The organism is Legionella lytica (genome assembly GCF_023921225.1).
GTDB lineage: Bacteria > Pseudomonadota > Gammaproteobacteria > Legionellales > Legionellaceae > Legionella > Legionella lytica.
Window position 1 is genome coordinate 1,867,829 of the sequence record NZ_CP071527.1, and the last position, 19,094, is coordinate 1,886,922.

Here is a 19,094-nt window from a genome sequence, read left to right on the forward strand (position 1 = left end):
TAGGATCTTTAAACGATAAGGAACGTCAATGTTACGGATATTATTTTTATTCACGCTCTTATTTTCTTCTTTATGTAGTGCGCAAGATAAAGAAATTGCTATTACGATAGATGACTTGCCCCTGGTTGCTTCACAAATGAATACTCCAGGTAATAAGCAACGATCTACGGAACGTTTTGCCCAAATCATACAAGCATTCCAAAAATATAAGGTTCCCGCCACTGGTTTTGTGATTGCTGGGGCTATTGAAAAAGGACAATGGGATTTTCTTGAGCAATTTCGTCAAGCAGGATTCATGCTGGGAAATCATACTTATTCGCATTATAACTTAAATCAAATGAGTGCTGAGAAATACATTGGGGATGTTGAGCGTGCGGATAAAATTCTTGCGCCCATTATGACAGAACCTAAATATTTCCGTTACCCTTATTTGGCTGAAGGAAATAAAAAGACCAAACAAAAGGTTTATGATTATTTGAGCGAACATCACTATGTCATTGCTCCAGTGACGATTGATAGTAAAGATTATGAATTTAATAAAATGGCGTATGGAGTTCCTTTTCGAGCACGCGCAGCCTATATCCAAAAATTAAAATCTCGCTATCTAGCCTTTATTTGGAAGCAAACCCTTTTAGCAGAGAAGAAAAGTGCTGCGAAAAATGGCAAGCAAATATTACTTATTCACGCTAATTTGCTTAATAGCTATTTGTTAGGTGATGTGTTAGAAATGTATCAAAAAAATGGATATAAATTTATTAGCTTAACGGATGCATTAAAAAATCCAGCTCCAGCACTTAATTTTCCACCTATTCAGGAACATAAAGATGAAAATGATAGCAGTGGTTTGGAAACTTTGTTAGAGGATGAGATGTTCTATATTAATTAAGGGAAGGGATCTTGTATGTTAATATTGGCAATCTGTTTATTTCTTTTAGCTGCAACATTTGGTATCGCTATTTTAGTCGCTATATTGCAGGACTTGCCTGTAAATAAAATCGCGTTGATTGGTCATGGTTTGGTTGCCGGGTTGGCGATTGCGATCATGGTGACTTATTTAATCATTTATGGTATTGCGCCTTTATTGCTCGCCAGTTTAATTTTATTTTTGCTCGCGGCAATGGGGGGATTAACCTTATTTATAATGGGACGTAAGGAAATGAAAGTCCCTAAGTTATTAGTCTTTATTCATCCGTTGGTTGCATTGGCGGGATTAATTACTTTAGTTATTTATGTTTTACCATAAGGTGTTGCTTGGTTGTTTGTAACTGTATCTCTTACAAAATCGGCGGGCTCTACACTTTGATGTTTCCCAACCCCAGAGATACCGTCATTAAGTGAAAGAACGTGTAGGTTGGGTCCATGGCTCAACAGTTTGATGTCCTTGTTGGCCATAGACCAACCTACAACTTATAAATATCATTCTTGACTGCGTAGTGTCAGCAGAGATATGTATGAGGTACGGTGGTCTGCAACCAGGCACGCTGTTTTTTATGAACGTTCATAAAATTTTAGAGCTAAAGTTCCATGTGTAACTGCTGCTCCGGCACGTAAATTAGCGGCAATAAAGCAGGTCTCAGCAACCTCTTCTCGCGTTGCTCCTGCACGTTTTGCTGCGGCAGTATGTACTTCTAGACAATAGGGGCATTGGGTAGTAAAAGCTACGGCCAGCGCCATTAGTTCACGATATTTTTTGGGAATCGCGCCATTGTCACGATTAAATGCATTATTTAAGGATAAATACCCATCAGCTTCAGGTTTGGCTAGGCCAAAAAGATCTTTTAAGCGTGCTAGATCGGCATGTTCATGATAATCGGCCATGATTTATTCTCCATTTTGTAAAATACTTGATCAGCTAATTTAATATAGATGATTAATCTGTATTTGGCGAATTTATGGCTTGAAGAAATTCATTGTGGGGTATTTATTAGTTCGGAATAGGGAAGAAGATATGGATACCGCGGTTTGAGCGCGGCATCCATCTGTATGACTTAAATAAAACCTGGAGCATAGGACGATTGATTAGCTAATATCGAATTCGGACATTTACTTAATATCAAATTGGCGATTACTTCAGATTGGCTTCCAACACTATGATCTGTTTTTAACGTGTTACCAATGAATTGAAGAAGTTTCGTAAATAGCTCATCTGATTTTTGGGGATTATTTTCAATCAAATAGGTTTGAGCATTTCTGATACTGTCTGCAATTGAATGGTTAAAAATACCTGAAGCAGCTTTGTGCTGAACGACCGTTTGTTTTTTATCACTCAGAACAAGTTTAAAAATCTGGGCACCAAAAGGAATACTTTTGAGTTCATCCTTTTTGCTTCGTGCTGCAGCATGTTGTGGGCTAAGTTTGAGCGCATCTTCGTATAATGAATAAGCTATAAACATTGCTTTTGGTGACAATGAATTTTCTTTTGAGTGTTTGCCTTGATAATAAAAATCGGCAACGATGATTAGCAAATTAGCCAAGGTCTCAGAATTATTATAGCTTCCAGCGAGTTCTTTCATTGTTTCGGTGAAGGTGATTTGACTCGGTTTTTGCTCAGGTACTGAAGCAAAAAATGAAAGGGTGGGCGCAACCTGAGGAAGAGAGGACATAGGAGCCTGTTCTGTTGTCGCTACATTATTCTCTAATTCTGGTGCTTCATTCAATAAATGAGAGGCATCTGGTGCAATCGTACCTTCACTGAGTTTTGATTTTTTCGTCAAAAAGAGCTCATCTTCGCCATATTCCTCTTCTTCATCTCTGTCTCGTTTTTTAGGATTAGGCTCTGAGGTTGGCTCAGGTTCTATAGCGTTTTCTATAACATTTTCTTTAGCTAATAAATTCTTAATATGTTGAATAAGCTGGCAATTTTCATCAAAATCAGGATCATTAATTAATATTTCATCAAAATATTGGCTAAGCATATAGATGGCATATTCATCGTTGTCTTCAACTGCAACGAGAAGCTCATAACTTAAAAGCGCAAGCTGTTCTTCGCTTGTTAAACACAATCCATGTAGTTTGTTTTCGCTAATATATTTACTGATCTCTTGGAGATAAGTCTCATCATGGTTACAGTAATATGCACGCTCCATGAGGTCCAAACATCCAAGATGCAGCTCTGTTCTTACTGCACCACTTGCTTTCTTTCTGTTTCCTTCAATCTCTAAAGAGCTATTTGCTTTAATGAGATATTTTTGGGCGCGCTGCAACCACATAACAGCTTTCATATAAGCTTTGTCTCTTCCCACCCAATCTGTTTCTCTGTCTGCGAAATCACTAATGGCATCACTAATTTTTTCAGCGGTCACGGCTAAAGAATAAAAAACTTTTTCTGGACGTTCAGTGGCATTTCGGCTAATGCCACCAAAATATTGATCAAGTATGCTATGGAGAGCTAAAAAATCCTTTCGATTACTGCGAGCTTTTCTCATGTGTAATTTAATAAGCTCATAATCTGGCAGGACATCTGGGGAGTCAGCAATTAAGGCTTGTACTGTTTGGGTAATGCACTTAATAATTTGACTATGGGCATAAGCCAACTCATCATAATAGAGTTTTGTTGGCGAAAAACCTTTTTGAGCACCAAGTTCACGAAGTTTAGCTATCGCATTTTCGTAATTTGTTAATGCATTTTGATAGTTACCCAATTGATATGCCGCGTTAGCTGCTTCTAACTCTTTTTTTGCCAAATAAATCATGTCCAATACAAGCCCATAAAAAAGATATATTTTACCAAGTGACTTATTTTGGATCAATGATTCTGGTGGAAAATTTTCCTTGGCGTACGATTATTATGCTCCGTAACGCCAAGTGAATGTGAGTACTTAATAAATCTAATATTTCATCGCAGCAGACTCAGGAGAGACCTCTACAGATGGCGCTTGCTCCTCTTTTAACTCATTCATCTTCTTCTTAAACTGATGAAAGCTTCCGGAGGCTTTTTGCTCATTAATGTGCCCATCCTCGTGGTAAACTTTTCCGTGTTTGTGACGGTGTGAAGCAAGGGCTTCTAATACGGGTTCTGCGTCCTGAATTTTTCCTCGCTCAGAAATAGGTACACTGTCCCCAATCGCTCGTTCAATTCGATTTGCTTTGCTTTTCATACCAATAGTAAACGCGTGTGATCTGTCTCGAAAATCTTGGATAATGGTTCTTAATGTATCTATTGCAGGTTTATTTTTTTCTAAAGTGGCTAAAGTAGATTGTAACTCTTCTTTAAGCTTTTTCTGTTCATCTAGATTAGTGCATTTATCCATTTTCTTCATCGTTTCTTGAACAAACATATTCATTTGTTTGTCATTAGGGCCGAAACGCGTTGCCTCAATTTGTTGTAGAAGTGATTTACATTCTAGATGCTCTTTTATTTGTTCAAGTCGAACAATGCTTTTGGTTCGGATAATCTCCTCATTCACTGGCCCAACAAATTTATTGATGTTTTTATCATTCAGTTGCTCTCCCTGGTCTTTAATCTCACTTAATTTAATTAAACAGTCTAACTTTTTAGTCGCGAGTAAATCTTTACCGATTTCCTCTCTGATTGTTAGCAATTCAGGGACACTCATCCCATCAAAACCATCGGGGTATTTAGTAATCAATTGTGGGTATTGAGAACTATTGGCTGCTTGGAGTTCGCTCATTATTTGCATACACTCTTTGGCAAGCAGAGGAGCGGCTATTTGTTGCTCCAGATCTCGCTTTTGTCCGATTTCTTCCTGATACGCAGCAAATTTCGCATTATTCTTTAGCGCATTTAAACTTATATCAGACAATTTACTCCACATAACACTTAGATCAGCTGCAATATTTGCAGGACTAGGGTTTTTGGCTAATTCATCTAATTTAACGATAGCCCATGCTTTTATTTCATCTACTTGAGCTTTATAAATTTGATATTCTGCTGGAGAGCAATGAGCTTTTAGGGCTTTATCAATTGTTTTTAGATAATGGTATAACTCATGAACTTTGGCTCCGTTGATGCGGCTTTTATGAGCAAACTCTTGAGCATTCTCATGAACTAAATTCAAATCAACTACTGGTTTGGCGTGAAAATAATGTACCCCATTTTCCTTAACATATCCCTCATAAGTCATTTGAGTAGGGGGAATTAAAAATTCTTTTTCAGTTGGAAATCGAGATAGTGGTCCAAGATATTTTCCAACCAGTCCAGTATAGGTAATTGCTACTTTATCTTTAAACGGTAGAGCGGGTTCTTCACCTGTGCTAATAAAGCCTCTTACTATTTCAGCCCCACCTTCTTGTGCTATTTTTATGCGATTGTTTAATACGTCCTGGTTAAAAACACTTTCATAACGGAAGGTACCATCAATTACCTTATTAGGAGCATGAGCCAATGCTTGTCCGCACATTGCGCTATGTACGATAACATCTCTTATTTGAGCGGGTGTTTTGTCAGCAAAATTATAATATCCACGTAATAGTGGATTCATCTCCTCATAATATTCTGTAGAATAAACATTAAGAGCTAATCTTTCTCCATAATGCATCTCAGAAAAAACTCCCCCTGCTTTTTTATTTTGTTTCTCAAAATACTCCTCCGTAGGGAACTCTTCATCCGAATTTTCGGGCCGTACAATAGATGTATCTTTACAATATTCAACGTATTGTTCTAAATCACTTTGGTTAAACGTTAAATGATCTAAATTTGAGTAGGCTAAGATTTCAGTAAGGTTATATACTCTGTTCTTAAATCGAATGAGGTGGCTCTTGTCTGCGGCTTTTTCGTAAGTAAAGGCCTCTCCATCCATAAGTCGTCGAGTTAATTCTTCATAGTAGAAGGTATAATCTGTTTTGGGTAGGGGGCCTAGGGCGGGATTATAGTCGCGAGCCACTTGATTGTTAAGTTGTTTAAACGAGTCAATTACATCGACTACACTACCGTTTTCAAAGTGTTCTGTTACATTTGGTTTAGGCATATATTTCTCATAAAGCAACACACCTTATGTTTATTATATGCACAATTAGGGTGATTTTCCCTCCAAGGAAAAATTATTTATCTTTGATCAAAATAATCAGGAGTGACGCCATAAATGGAGCACGCCAATGGGTTCGTCGATTTGTCTTCCCATTTTGGCTCGTTTAATACCTCAATAGCATTTTCATACCCGGTATTCATGCGTCGCTCAATAACCGCCTTTCCAAAATTATAATCTTTGAATGAATGAGCAAAAGGCGAGCCTCGATAAATAATATGTACTACACTAAAACGTTTTTGATTACCTAACTGTAAAATTTGTTGTATCTGAGGATCATTTTTTGCTTCAGGCGTTAAATGTTGGCCTAATATGGTAATTGCAGCCTGTAAATTTTGTCGACTACTGTAGACATTGGTGAGACGGCGAGAGTGGCTGGCATAACGAATGTCTTTTTGTCGTTCATCTACCTGATCCATGTTCTCAGGTAGCTGACCTGCCAAACTAAAGCAATCCACGACAAAACACAAAGTATCTTCTTCTGGTAGGGCATCAAGCACCGTAACTAGAGGGGTATTTGCATAGATTCCGCCATCCCAGTAATAATTATCACCGATTTTCATTGCAGGGAATCCTGGGGGCAGGGAGCAACTCGCCATAATATGCTCCGGAGTAATCGTCATTAATTGATTATTAAAAAATGACATTTCTCCTGATTCAACGTTCACCGCACCAAGACATAAAGTCACTTCTTTCGAATTAATTCGGTCAAAATCAATTACTTTTTCAAGGGTATTTCGTAACTCCGAGGTGTCATAATAACTTAATTTATCAGGAGTGCCTGTTGTTAACTCATTTGGAGCTATATAACGGGGTTTAAAAAAGCCATCTAAACCAAACATAATGACATGGAGTGCAGTGATGCTGTTGTTTACATGTCGAAAATAATCAAAAGAGCTCCACGGGGAAAACTGATCGCTCCATAACTTAGGAACAATAGTGTTCCAAAATTCCATTAGTTTTTCGATCTGTTTTTCAGGCGGATTTCCAGCAACAATGGAACTATTAATTGCACCAATGGATACCCCAGAAAGATAATTAGGGATATATCCACGTTCATGAATTGCACGATAAGCCCCAACTTGATATGCACCTAAGGCCCCACCACCTTGAAATACACAGGCAATGCGTTTGTATGTTTGTTTTTCGTGGATAGGTTTGTAAGGCATATTAATTATGCCAAGAGCTTGTTTTTGTACCTGTCCTTTACTTTTTTTAGCCATATTTATTGGTCCCTCAAAAATTATATATAAAACAAGTATATACTGCTTACATGCTTTTGTTGTAGATGAAGCTTATTTGTTGTCGCTGTAGAGGTAAAAAAAAGGTTTTCAATGCCATTTTGTTTTTAACATTGACTAAATGATTAATTTTGTTACTATGTGCGTATTCTATATTATGTCTTAAAAGCGGAGTTTTCATGCAAGCAAAGCAAGAAGCAACATCTAATGTAAATCAGGAGCAAAGTGATTTGGTTCCAATTTTCAAGATGAAGCTACCGAACTATTCTCATTTAGATGCTATTGACGGATACCACCAATTTTTTAGCACAAAGGTAGCAGGTTCTTGGTTGATTCGTGAAAGCCGAGTCCAAGGAATGATATCGCTAACGTTTAAACGAGAAAATAGTGAAATCGCTCATACTCGTTTTGCTTTTCTTGGTGATAAATGGGGGATTGTAGATAATAAGATGCGGGATAAACATCTGGACGGCTCTTCTACAATCAATTATGAGCATGTAGATAAAGAGAGTGCAAAATCAAAATTTGAGTTGTTATTAGAGGCAATCCATAAGTTCTCTGAAACCTCCAAAAGCAAATTGGTGTTCAAAGATGACCGTATGATTATACCAATTCCAGAGCAAGCCACCCCAATGCAAGCTTATTACGTTGATTGTGTTAGTTATGTGTTAACCAAACAAAGGACAAAAGATGAAGTGATTTATGCTAACCTTTTGCAATCTTTGGACAAAGTCAAAGAGGTTATAAGAGGCTGCATAGATACTTTAAATGCAGACGCGGAGCTCAAGGAGAGAGCGATGGATTGTCTTGATAAGATCCAACTATCCTACAAAAAATCGGATTTATCGCACATGCTACGAAATATAAGTAAGCCATTTCAATCAAGCAGTGATGCGCAAGCGTTTAAAGAATTATTGGATACTTGGTTAGAGGCCAACGCATTAACATTTGATCTAATGTGCCCGGTGTTACATGCACTATTTGAAGAACCTTATTATGTTGTTGAAACAGGCATGGTTTACGATGCCGCAGCATTATTTTATAATGGAACATGCTTAGATAACTGCCCTTTAACGCAAGTCAAAATCCAGTATAACCCGGTTCATTTGGATGGTTATCGAAGAGCATTATATGAAACACTAGAGTTGTTTTTTGATTTAGTTGAACTATATCAAGAGAAAACGAGCTTGCTTAAAGAGAAACAAGAAGATTTGAGCAATCTTTCTCTTTTGTCAATTTTTGCTCCTCCATTATCAGAAGTAGCAAATAAATCCTCAGAAGATAATACAAAAGTAGATGTTAATATTTTCTTAGGATAGTCTCTGCAAATCAAGCCATGACATTTAGATTATGGCTTGTGTTTTAATTACGGCAGTATCTCTATAACCTGCGCTAACCATTGGTGGTTGTCCCCCCGGACAATCGTATTTTTACGTCCATAAAGTACTTTATTCAAATTACATTGCATGAATAAGGCAAATTCTTTGGTACAGGTCGTTGTAAAATATACCCGATTTTGAGTCAGTACTTTTATTTGATGCTTTTCTAAGAGCTTGCCAAAAGGAATGTTTGTATGACGAATCTCTTCAATAATTTCTTTAGGTAATTCACTAAAGTTCATTTTAATAAATGCTAATTCGATTACCTGTGTCTCACCTGTTTTTTGTGCCTCGTCAGCATTATTCCTCTGTTTATCGCGATCAATGAGCATTGTAATGGTTCGGGCGTAGCTATTTTGGATTGGATCAAAATCAGTTGCTTGGGTTTGAATAATCGGTGTTCGCTTATAATATTTTTCAAGCGTTTGAGTCATCAAGGGTTGAGTTAATAAAAAATTATAAGGATAAGGAAGTTTGGCTTGCTCTATGTTGGTGATGGAAAAGGCTGATGTAGTGGATGTTGTTAAGATTAATAATAACCATGATAGCAACTTTTTTTTTAGCATTTGAACATGATTCCTTGCTGTAAGCTTGTGTTTTCTGGGCTTTAACAGCCCAGCTTCCGTTATTACACTCTATTTTTTAACTTATAATACATAATTGCTAGAGGCTCTTTGGCAAAATAAAGGCTTAGATATTTATTGTTCGCCCAACATGCACTTTTTACTGCGGGTGAACCCACTGCTTTAAGCCCAACTTTTTTTGCAGCGAGCAGAGCTCGAGGCAGATGGAATGGCTCTGTGACGACGATAATTGAATTCATATGCTCTTCATCCAATATTTTTTTAGAAAGCAGCATATTTTCATAGGTTGATGTTGAGTCGGACTCAAGCAAAATATCGTGTTCCGGAACGCCTAGCGACATGGCGATTCTTTTCATTTCTTGGGCTTCATTAACGTTATCTTCTTTATCAACACCACCTGAAACCACTAGTTTAGGAGCATAATGTGCTTTATATAATTCAACAGCATGTTCAACTCGTGCGACAAGGCAAGGGTTGAGTGCCTTATCACGATTGATTTTGGCGCCAAGGACTAAAATTGCATCCGCTGGTTTTTTATTATCTTGCTCCGAATTTTTGGCAATGTAGAAAGCAAGTAGTAAATAAATAACAGCAGGGATCAATAAGATAAGGAAACAAAAACGAGTTATTGTGGTATAGTTCATCGACTTTTTCATGGGTTAATTTTTTGCTGTATTTTTTGCGAGAATACCAATTTTTGCAATATATTCGATAAAAAAAGGATTATAATGGCTAAAGCTATTTTCAGTCGCTATTTGCTTGTTGTGTTTATCTTGGTTTTTTCAATCATCAATGCAGCAACAGCCCAAGTACATCCGTCCAGTACTAATTTAAAAACCAAACATCAAAAAGAAATTGTTATATTAATTCATGGGTTAATGCGCACATCAATGAGCATGCGCCCGTTAAAATCCTTTTTAGAAGGTTATGGATATCAAGTTTACTTGTATAGTTATCCATCAGCACGCTATTCGATTCAGCAGCACGGGGTTCGTTTGCAGCACTTTGTTGATGATTTAATTGCCAAAAATCCGGGGAAAAAAATTAATTTTATTACCCATAGTCTTGGGGGCATTATCACTCGCGAGGCAGTATCTAAATTAAAGCCCAGACAAGTGAAACAAATTGGTTGCTTAATTATGTTAGCACCACCGAATCAAGGTTCTACCTTAGCTAAAATATCTACCAAAATATTCCCACTATTTACGTTACCGATAAAGCCCTTAGCCGAACTCAGTTCAGAAGAATCATCTTATGTTCATCGTGTACCTGTTCCAAAAATTAAAATGGCCATCATTGCTGGAAAATACGATGCTAAAGTTCCTCCTGAATACGCACGCTTGGATGGGCAAATGGAACCTATGGTTATTAGTACAAATCATATGGTTATCATGAATAACTCAAAAGTACGTGAGCTTATTCTTCAGTTTCTGGCGAATGGGAGATTTGAAAAAGCAAGAAGGTAATAAATGTAATAAATAGTGCGCTGCACAAAAAATGTGCTAATTTTTCGCTAAATCATTTGCAATTCCAGTATTCTCAACTATGTTATAACAAGGACCAGTTTGAAAAAATTGGATAAAAAACATGTGGAGATGCATCCAATGAATAATAACTACTATAAGATCAGTGGTAGATTATCTCACACAAATAACTTTGTTTTACCCCCAGAGTTAATGAATTTTTTGGTTACTATGGAACGTTTTGCACGTGACCGCCGACAAGAACTTTTATTAGCCAGACAAAAAAGGCAACACGAGTTTGATAAAGGCGTGTATCCTAATTTTTTAGAAGAAACTGCCTCTATTCGCCAAGACAACTGGAGAGTCCATAATACACCAGCCGATCTGCAAGACAGAAGAGTTGAAATTACAGGCCCAGTAGATCGCAAAATGATTATTAATGCCTTAAATAGTGGTGCAAAAGTATTTATGGCGGATTTTGAAGACTCAAACTCACCAACATGGAATAATTGTATTGATGGGCAAGTTAATTTATACGATGCAGTTCGCAAAGAAATAACCTACACGGATCCGCAATCCAGCAAGCATTACAAGCTTAATGAAAAAACAGCTGTTCTTGTGGTACGCCCAAGAGGCTGGCATTTAGACGAGCCACATGTACTAATTGATGAAAAACCTATGTCTGCATCATTATTTGATGCGCTCACCTATCTCTTTCATAATGCAAAGACTTTATTAGAGCAGGGCACCGGACCTTATTTCTATTTACCCAAAATGGAGTCTCATTTGGAGGCTAGGTTGTGGAATGATGTGCTCCTTAAAGCTCAAGAACTATTAGGTTTACCTCGTGGTTGTGTGAAGGTAACCGTATTGATTGAAACCATTACTGCTGGTTTTGAAATGGATGAAATCATTTATGAGTTACGTGATCATATCGTCGGTTTAAATTGCGGTCGTTGGGATTATATATTTTCTTATATTAAAAAATTCCGTAATCATAAAGAGTTTTTATTACCTGACAGACAACAAGTGACCATGACCAGTCATTTTCTTAGCTCTTATGTCAATTTATTTCTACAGACTAAAATCATAAAACAAGAAAAGAAAATCCAGCAAGAAGAGAAGCAAACACAAGTTCACACCAGCAAAGACAATCACCACACTCATATTGAACGCTCTATGTCGATTAAACAACAACTCCAAGAATCCAAAACGTTGGAAAGAGACGAGCTATTGAGTCATCAGAGCGTTATTAGAGTGAAGTAAATACAACACAGGAAATGAATAAGATTGAGAGTAGGCAGCCAATACTCATACACTAAGTCTGATTATTTTGATAATCAGACTTAGTGGCACTATAGTATTCATAGTATTCAATGATAGAAATTAAGCGTATATCCGCATTCTTCATTGAGGTATTTATGAAAGTACAAAAAAAAAAGCTAAGTCCTTATGACTATAGCTGGATCGTTCTTGATAATAATCATTTGCCAAGCAAACCAATCACCGAGTTTATTCGTTACTTAAATTCGTATCATTGGGTTATACCGCATATCAACCCAAACTGGCAATGAGATATAATTAAACTCGAACATCAACAGAATGACCAATAATTTGCCACTCAATAATCTAGTTTCTTGTAATGTAAATGTATAAGTAACCAATCCAATTGCGGCAATAAAAGATAGTGAAATAAATCCCACATGAAATCCGTAAATTTCTGTTATGAATCCTGCGGTAATGTTACTCAGTAATGAACCGATACCTACGCATAAGAGTACCCAATAAAAAATTAAATCGCCCTGTTCTAACATGTATCTCGATTTATGGTCGTGGGTGTAATAATTAATTTGCATTAAATCAATATTTATTTATGATAGCTTACCTCTCAGGATAGATAACACTTTGTTTTTATGGAATAATTTTTTAATGCGAATTATGTTCTAAAGAATGATTGTTTTTGGGATATCAGAAGTTAAAAGTTTGTTAAAGGCAAAAAAATAAATTGCCTATTGGATTAGGTACTAGGGATAGAATTAATAATGAAATTTATTATACATGTTTTCATCTTGGCACTATTATGGCTGGGATCATTAGCTTATGCAAAAAATGGGCATTTATTCAATATTGTTGAATCAGGAGATCCTGTTTTATTGGATATTAATTTATGTTTAAATGGAAAAGCCCCGCATTCGTGTCAGAAATATAGAGTTTCTGCTACGAATTTAAGCCTTACGACTACTCCCAAACATGATTATCCAGCTGCAGGCATTAAAGTCTTATCTACCAATTATAAGCCAAGCAACTGTAGGCCAATACTTAATGGATATTGTTTATTTTCAGCAAATCATTCCCAAGCGACCCTAATCAAATTAAATAATTTACAAATAAAAGAGCAAAAAATTTTACTAAATAGTGTTCCTCCAGCAATGCCTACAGTTGGAGATACCTATACGCTCACAGCTACTGGTGGTGGCTCAGGTAATCCGGTGGTGTTTAGCATTGATGCGGGCAGTAGTTCAGGAGCTTGTACTATCAGCGGCAATGAGGTTTCTTTTACTGCAGTAGGAACTTGCATTGTGAATGCCAATCAAGCTGGAAATGCTCAATACAACTCTGCACCACAAGTACAGCAAAAAATCACCGTAAACAAAAAAGAACAAAACATCGCGTGGATCAGTATTCCCCCAGTTACACCTACAGTAGGCGATGCCTATACGCTCACAGCTACTGGTGGTGGCTCAGGTAATCCGGTGGTGTTTAGCATTGATGCGGGCAGTACTTCAGGAGCTTGCACCCTCAGCGGCAATGAAGTTTCTTTTAATGCAGTAGGAACTTGCATTGTGAATGCCAATCAAGCTGGAAATGCTCAATACAACACTGCGCCACAAGTGCAGCAAAATGTGGCAATAAACAAACAAGAACAAAGCATTACCTGGACCAGTACTCCTCCAGTAACACCTACCGTAGGCGATACCTATACGCTCACAGCTACTGGTGGTGGCTCAGGTAATCCGGTGGTGTTTAGCATTGATGCGGGCAGTACTTCAGGAACTTGCACCCTCACCGACGATACTGTTTCTTTTACCGCAGGGGGAACCTGTATTGTGAATGCCAATCAAGCCGGGAACGCTCAATACAACGCTGCGCCACAAGTGCAGCAAAATGTGACAATAAACAAACAAGAGCAAAGCATTACCTGGACCAGTACTCCTCCAGTAACACCTACGGTAGGCGATACCTATACGCTCACAGCTACGGGTGGTGGCTCAGGTAATCCGGTGGTGTTTAGCATTGATGCAAGCAGTACTTCAGGAGCTTGTACTCTCAGCGACAGTACCGTTTCTTTCACCGCAGGGGGAACCTGTATTGTGAATGCCAATCAAGCCGGAAATGCTCAATACAACGCTGCGCCACAAATGCAGCAAAATGTGACAATAAACAAACAAGAGCAAAGCATTACCTGGACCAGTACTCCTCCAGTAACATCTACCGTAGGCGATACCTATACGCTCACAGCTACTGGTGGTGGCTCAGGTAATCCGCTAGTGTTTAGCATTGATGCAAGCAGTACTTCAGGAGCTTGCACCCTCACCGACGATACTGTTTCTTTTACCGCAGGGGGAACCTGTATTGTGAATGCCAATCAAGCCGGAAATGCTCAATACAACGCTGCGCCACAAGTGCAGCAAAATATGACGGTAAACAAACTAGAGCAAAGCATCACCTGGACCAGTACTCCCCCAACCATGCCTACGATAGGCGATACCTATACGCTCACAGCTACTGGTGGTGGCTCAGGTAATCCGGTGGTGTTTAGCATTGATGCGGGCAGTACTTCAGGAGCTTGCACCCTCAGCGGCAATGAAGTTTCTTTTAATGCAGTAGGAACTTGCATTGTGAATGCGGATCTGGCTGGAGACGCTCAATACAACGCTGCGCCACAAGTGCAGCAAAATATGACAATAAACAAACAAGAGCAAAGCATTACCTGGAGCAGTACTCCTCCAATAACACCTACAGTAGGCGATACCTATACGCTCACAGCTACGGGTGGTGGCTCAGGTAATCCGGTGGTGTTTAGCATTGATGCAAGCAGTACTTCAGGAGCTTGCACCCTCACCGACGATACTGTTTCTTTTACCGCAGGGGGAACCTGTATTGTGAATGCCAATCAAGCCGGAAATGCTCAATACAACGCTGCGCCACAAGTGCAGCAAAATGTGACAATAAACAAACAAGAGCAAAGCATTACCTGGACCAGTACTCCTCCAGTAACACCTACGGTAGGCGATACCTATACGCTCACAGCTACGGGTGGTGGCTCAGGTAATCCGGTGGTGTTTAGCATTGATGCAAGCAGTACTTCAGGAGCTTGTACTCTCAGCGACAGTACCGTTTCTTTCACCGCAGGGGGAACCTGTATTGTGAATGCCAATCAAGCCGGAAATGCTCAATACAACGCTGCGCCACAAATGCAGCAAAATGTGACAATAAACAAACAAGAGCAAAGCATTACCTGGACCAGTACTCCTCCAGTAACATCTACCGTAGGCGATACCTATACGCTCACAGCTACTGGTGGTGGCTCAGGTAATCCGCTAGTGTTTAGCATTGATGCAAGCAGTACTTCAGGAGCTTGCACCCTCACCGACGATACTGTTTCTTTTACCGCAGGGGGAACCTGTATTGTGAATGCCAATCAAGCCGGAAATGCTCAATACAACGCTGCGCCACAAGTGCAGCAAAATATGACGGTAAACAAACTAGAGCAAAGCATCACCTGGACCAGTACTCCCCCAACCATGCCTACGATAGGCGATACCTATACGCTCACAGCTACTGGTGGTGGCTCAGGTAATCCGCTAGTGTTTAGCATTGATGCAAGCAGTACTTCAGGAGCTTGCACCCTCACCGACGATACTGTTTCTTTTACTGCAGTAGGAACCTGCATTGTGAATGCGGATCAGGCTGGAGATGCTCAATACAATGCTGCAGCACAAATGCAGCAAAATATCTCCGTAAAATTGACTCAAACGATTGTTTTTAGTAGCTCCCCACCTTCATCCATTACTGCAGGTGGAACCTATTCAGTGGCTGCCACAGGTGGTGCTTCGGGTAATCCTGTGGTTTTTAGTATAGATGCGGGCAGTACTTCAGGAGCTTGTACTATAAGCGGTAATACTGTTTTCTTTACTGCAGAGGGAACGTGTATTGTCAATGCGGATCAAGCCGGCGATAATCAATATTATCCCGCCTCTCAAGTGCAGCAAAATATTAGTGTGGGGGCCGCAATTGCAGTTCCATCCCCCCCAACCTCAGTAATTGCTATTCCTGGAGACGGTCAAGTAACGTTAAATTGGTCGGCTCCCCTCTACCCAGGTAGTGCTCCGATTACAGGTTATATCGTAACTTATGGGGACACTAGTACTTCTTCATACAATACTATTGTTGCTGATTGTAATCCAACTACAGCTCAATCTTGTGTTGTGACTGGATTAACCAATGGCACTTCATACACTTTTAGGGTCAGTGCGAGTAATAGCAGTGGCTATGCTCGTTATTGGTTTGGGTATTCCAGCCCGGTTATACCGTTATCAGGCCTTGCAATAAGCCCCTCCACGTTAGCCCTTTCAGGTCTTGGTAGTGCTCATGCTAGAAAAATTAAACTCATCAATAATTTAAATTATGATATTACTTTAGATGCTATACCTGTAGATACAGCTTTTTCCCCCGCCCTCCCCACAGGTACTACTTTGTCTAATACTACGTGTAATACTGTAACGCCATTGATTGCTAAGGGAGGTTCATGTGAGATCACAATAACGCCGGATTCTACTGTATCAACTAATGATTCTGGCACACTTTGTACTTTAGGCGTGGCTCCCAAGCCGAGTGTACTTACTGTTACAGCTAATTCAGGCACAGTCCATGCAGAAGTTAATGTTGTAGTATTGGGATATGGCTGTCAGTATCAAGGAGGTTATATTTTTTCAATCGATGATACAACTGTAGTTACACGAAGTATTGGGGGTAAAGTTGTTGCCTATAAAGATCAAACCTCTAGGTGGTGGATGCCTATTATTAATGGTGGGTATCCTTATTTGGTGAGTATCTGGGGAATCGATGAGGGGTCTTCGTATTTAAATCCAAGTCCTAATGCATCTTCTAGCATGCCTGCCGAATTGAAGGCAGGTCAACTTAATTGCAATGGGAATTATGATGGCGCTTGCAACAGTAATAATATTATTACTGTTTATTATCCAGAACAAGAATATGCGGCAGCCATTTGCAATCAACCCATCGATTCATTAGGTAATTATCCATGCATTACGGGCACATGTTATACAGATTGGTATTTACCTTCGATTTGTGAAATGGATTCCGTGGGTTTCGGATACTCTAATTGTCCCTCAGATGCACAAAGTATGACAAAGAATCTTTTGGGCTTAATTGGCAATTATTCTAATAGTTGTTCGTTTAATACAACAAATAATTGTATTGCTGATTTTCATTGGAGCTCTACTCAACTTTCAAGTAATACACAAGATTATGCGTGGTTTGAATATTTCTACAATGGTGGAGGCTATCAGAGCAATTACAATAATAAACCTAATTATTTCCTATTAAGGTGTGTTCGGAGTTTAACTTATTAAGATTGAAGATGGCTATGTCTGTTTCACTTTGACTCGGATTATTTTTATTTGTTTGTAAGTGAATTTCTGAATGTAAGCTGACGACAAAAGTTAAAGGCGCTGTTCTATGTGTTAAAGCAAGGTAAGGGTGTAACCGGGGGCTGATTGCTGGCTCCTCGACGTAAAATATGAAATTTCGAATATTTAGCCCAAACTGGCAATGAACTAAATAGGCTTCAAAATCTTAGTTAAACTCAAATTGGAAACTTGATTCTTGAACTGTTTTGCTTTCAGCAGCTTGAGAATCAGGATTTAAGCTGCCAAATAAAGTACTTTCTTGCTTCAGGGAAGCAATCCTGTTTAAAAAGAGACATTCCAATTACAAATGATGGTGCATTTTTTTGAGGATGTACTTCTTCATTTTCTTACTGATTGATTATAAAAACTGCGTTAACGAGTAAAAGCCTCTTCGTATTTGCAAATATATTAGGTCAATTTATAAACAACCCCTCATAAAAGGTCTATCATTAAAAATACCGATTGATGTCTAGTGTATGCACAGCGCTCTTCCTAATAAGTTTCGCAGCGCGCAGTAAGTAACCGCAAAAAAATCCGTACAGAGCACATCATTGAAATTTCCGTAAAGGTGCAGAATGCTGTATTGCACTAATTAATAAATGTTCGAGCACATATTGCTCATCGGAAAAGGATATATACATGCTTACATCCGAAGATATTAAACAACTCAACGATTTTTTCAACTTAACTATTGCCGCAGATACAGTGCAAAAAATTAGCGGAGGAGATGTCAACGAGACTTATCTTATTGAAAGCGCAGATAAAAAATTTATTGTAAAAACCATTCATGACGATGCATATACAAAAGATTATAACGTTACACTTAATGAACTCATCAGTTCGATTACCTTCAGTGAACATATCGCCCAACAATTTCTTGAGACTGAGAACGCATCATCCGCATTATTCGTCAAACAAGATTGTGTGCTCAAAACGCCATCGGGATTATTTACGGTGTATCCATTTTCGCCTGGATCGATTAAAGAAAATGAAGCTATTTCCTTAGTGATGACAAAAAAAATTGCCCAATTTCTTTCTTTGCTGCATCAGACTGAGCCCGCTTTTAATTATTCATTCGCCAAAGAAAAAATAAAAATATTTAAAAACATAGGTCAAGAAATAATCAACCTCTCTCTTTGGGCTAAAATAAAAAAATGCTCTCACGAGGCCTTTCTATTTCCCAAGCTCAATCAAATCGCCACCTATTTATTAACTAATAGAGCAACATTCCTTAATGCAATAAACCAATTAGAGGGAACGATCATTTGCCACAATGATTTAAAGCCAAAAAATGTTTTATGGGAGGATGAACGGCGTTTTAAGATTATTGACTGGGAAACGACCGGGCTTTTTGATCCATATGCTGATTACTTAGACACGCTTCTAGCGTGGTGCACTCACTATAATGGAAAAGAAATTACCTTACACCAAGAAAAACTACAGACTTTTGTCAGTACATATCCGCTTGTATCTCATGCGGAACTACAAAGGAATCTACCTGTCATTTTTATAAAATGGTATTTTTGGCTCGCCTTTTGTAGCAAAAAAATGGTTGATAACCCCAAACAATGGCGACACTACTATTGGCATCTTTGCTACTCGGTTAATTTTATTATTTTCTTAATCAATCATGAGTTTTTTAAAAAGTTATAAAGTTCTCCAGTGAAAAACTCATGAAATTTATCCATCACTAACTTGAGGTGGCTTTAATACCTATGACAGGAATAAAT

Annotated in this window: 14 protein-coding genes; 8 read left to right on the forward strand and 6 right to left on the reverse strand. The window is 38.5% G+C overall.

All coding sequences use genetic code 11. From position 1 onward, the window contains the following. Positions 1-28: 28 nt before the first annotated feature. Entirely contained in the window at positions 29-886 is an 858-nt protein-coding gene (locus J2N86_RS08320; RefSeq protein ID WP_252578929.1) for a polysaccharide deacetylase family protein, read from the forward strand. 15 nt (positions 887-901) lie between these two features. Next, positions 902-1,243: a hypothetical protein gene (locus tag J2N86_RS08325; RefSeq protein WP_252578930.1), complete on the forward strand. Its 342-nt coding sequence runs from the start codon at positions 902-904 to the stop codon at positions 1,241-1,243. 245 nt (positions 1,244-1,488) lie between these two features. Here the strand turns inward: J2N86_RS08325 and J2N86_RS08330 are convergent, their stop codons facing one another. From J2N86_RS08330 to J2N86_RS08345, 4 genes are all read right to left on the reverse strand, one after another. Continuing rightward, positions 1,489-1,818: a carboxymuconolactone decarboxylase family protein gene (locus J2N86_RS08330; protein ID WP_252578931.1), complete on the reverse strand. Its 330-nt coding sequence runs from the start codon at positions 1,816-1,818 to the stop codon at positions 1,489-1,491. A gap of 170 nt (positions 1,819-1,988) precedes the next feature. After that, on the reverse strand, positions 1,989-3,692 hold the full coding sequence (locus tag J2N86_RS08335) for an SPO22/ZIP4 family meiosis protein (protein ID WP_252578932.1): 1,704 nt from the start codon (positions 3,690-3,692) through the stop codon (positions 1,989-1,991). 135 nt (positions 3,693-3,827) lie between these two features. Next, entirely contained in the window at positions 3,828-5,927 is a 2,100-nt protein-coding gene (locus tag J2N86_RS08340; RefSeq protein WP_252578933.1) for a hypothetical protein, read from the reverse strand. A 77-nt stretch (positions 5,928-6,004) separates the two neighbouring features. Beyond that, positions 6,005-7,207, reverse strand: a complete 1,203-nt coding sequence (locus J2N86_RS08345; RefSeq protein WP_252578934.1) for a patatin-like phospholipase family protein — start codon at positions 7,205-7,207, stop codon at positions 6,005-6,007. Between the two features lie 197 nt (positions 7,208-7,404). On the opposite strand from J2N86_RS08345, the gene J2N86_RS08350 reads away from it, so the two are divergent. Continuing rightward, on the forward strand, positions 7,405-8,544 hold the full coding sequence (locus J2N86_RS08350) for a hypothetical protein (RefSeq protein WP_252578935.1): 1,140 nt from the start codon (positions 7,405-7,407) through the stop codon (positions 8,542-8,544). A gap of 47 nt (positions 8,545-8,591) precedes the next feature. Here the strand turns inward: J2N86_RS08350 and J2N86_RS08355 are convergent, their stop codons facing one another. After that, positions 8,592-9,170, reverse strand: a complete 579-nt coding sequence (locus tag J2N86_RS08355; protein ID WP_252578936.1) for a hypothetical protein — start codon at positions 9,168-9,170, stop codon at positions 8,592-8,594. Positions 9,171-9,232: 62 nt separating this feature from the next. After that, positions 9,233-9,832: a YdcF family protein gene (locus J2N86_RS08360; RefSeq protein ID WP_252578937.1), complete on the reverse strand. Its 600-nt coding sequence runs from the start codon at positions 9,830-9,832 to the stop codon at positions 9,233-9,235. Between the two features lie 84 nt (positions 9,833-9,916). Here J2N86_RS08360 and J2N86_RS08365 point away from each other — a divergent pair, with 84 nt between their 5' ends. The 5 genes from J2N86_RS08365 (at position 9,917) to J2N86_RS08385 (ending at position 19,017) form a co-directional block, all read left to right on the forward strand. Beyond that, a complete protein-coding gene (locus J2N86_RS08365) occupies positions 9,917-10,654 on the forward strand; it encodes an esterase/lipase family protein (protein ID WP_252578938.1) in 738 nt (245 codons plus the stop codon). Positions 10,655-10,792: 138 nt separating this feature from the next. Further along, a complete protein-coding gene (locus J2N86_RS08370) occupies positions 10,793-11,917 on the forward strand; it encodes a malate synthase (protein WP_252578939.1) in 1,125 nt (374 codons plus the stop codon). Between the two features lie 155 nt (positions 11,918-12,072). Continuing rightward, the gene (locus J2N86_RS08375; RefSeq protein ID WP_252578940.1) at positions 12,073-12,225 is read left to right on the forward strand and encodes a hypothetical protein; all 153 of its coding nucleotides are present in this window, start codon (positions 12,073-12,075) and stop codon (positions 12,223-12,225) included. A 468-nt stretch (positions 12,226-12,693) separates the two neighbouring features. After that, positions 12,694-17,307, forward strand: coding sequence for a fibronectin type III domain-containing protein (locus tag J2N86_RS08380; RefSeq protein ID WP_252578941.1), 4,614 nt, complete (start codon positions 12,694-12,696; stop codon positions 17,305-17,307). Between the two features lie 696 nt (positions 17,308-18,003). Beyond that, a complete protein-coding gene (locus tag J2N86_RS08385) occupies positions 18,004-19,017 on the forward strand; it encodes an aminoglycoside phosphotransferase family protein (protein ID WP_252578942.1) in 1,014 nt (337 codons plus the stop codon). The last annotated feature ends 77 nt before the right edge of the window (positions 19,018-19,094 follow it).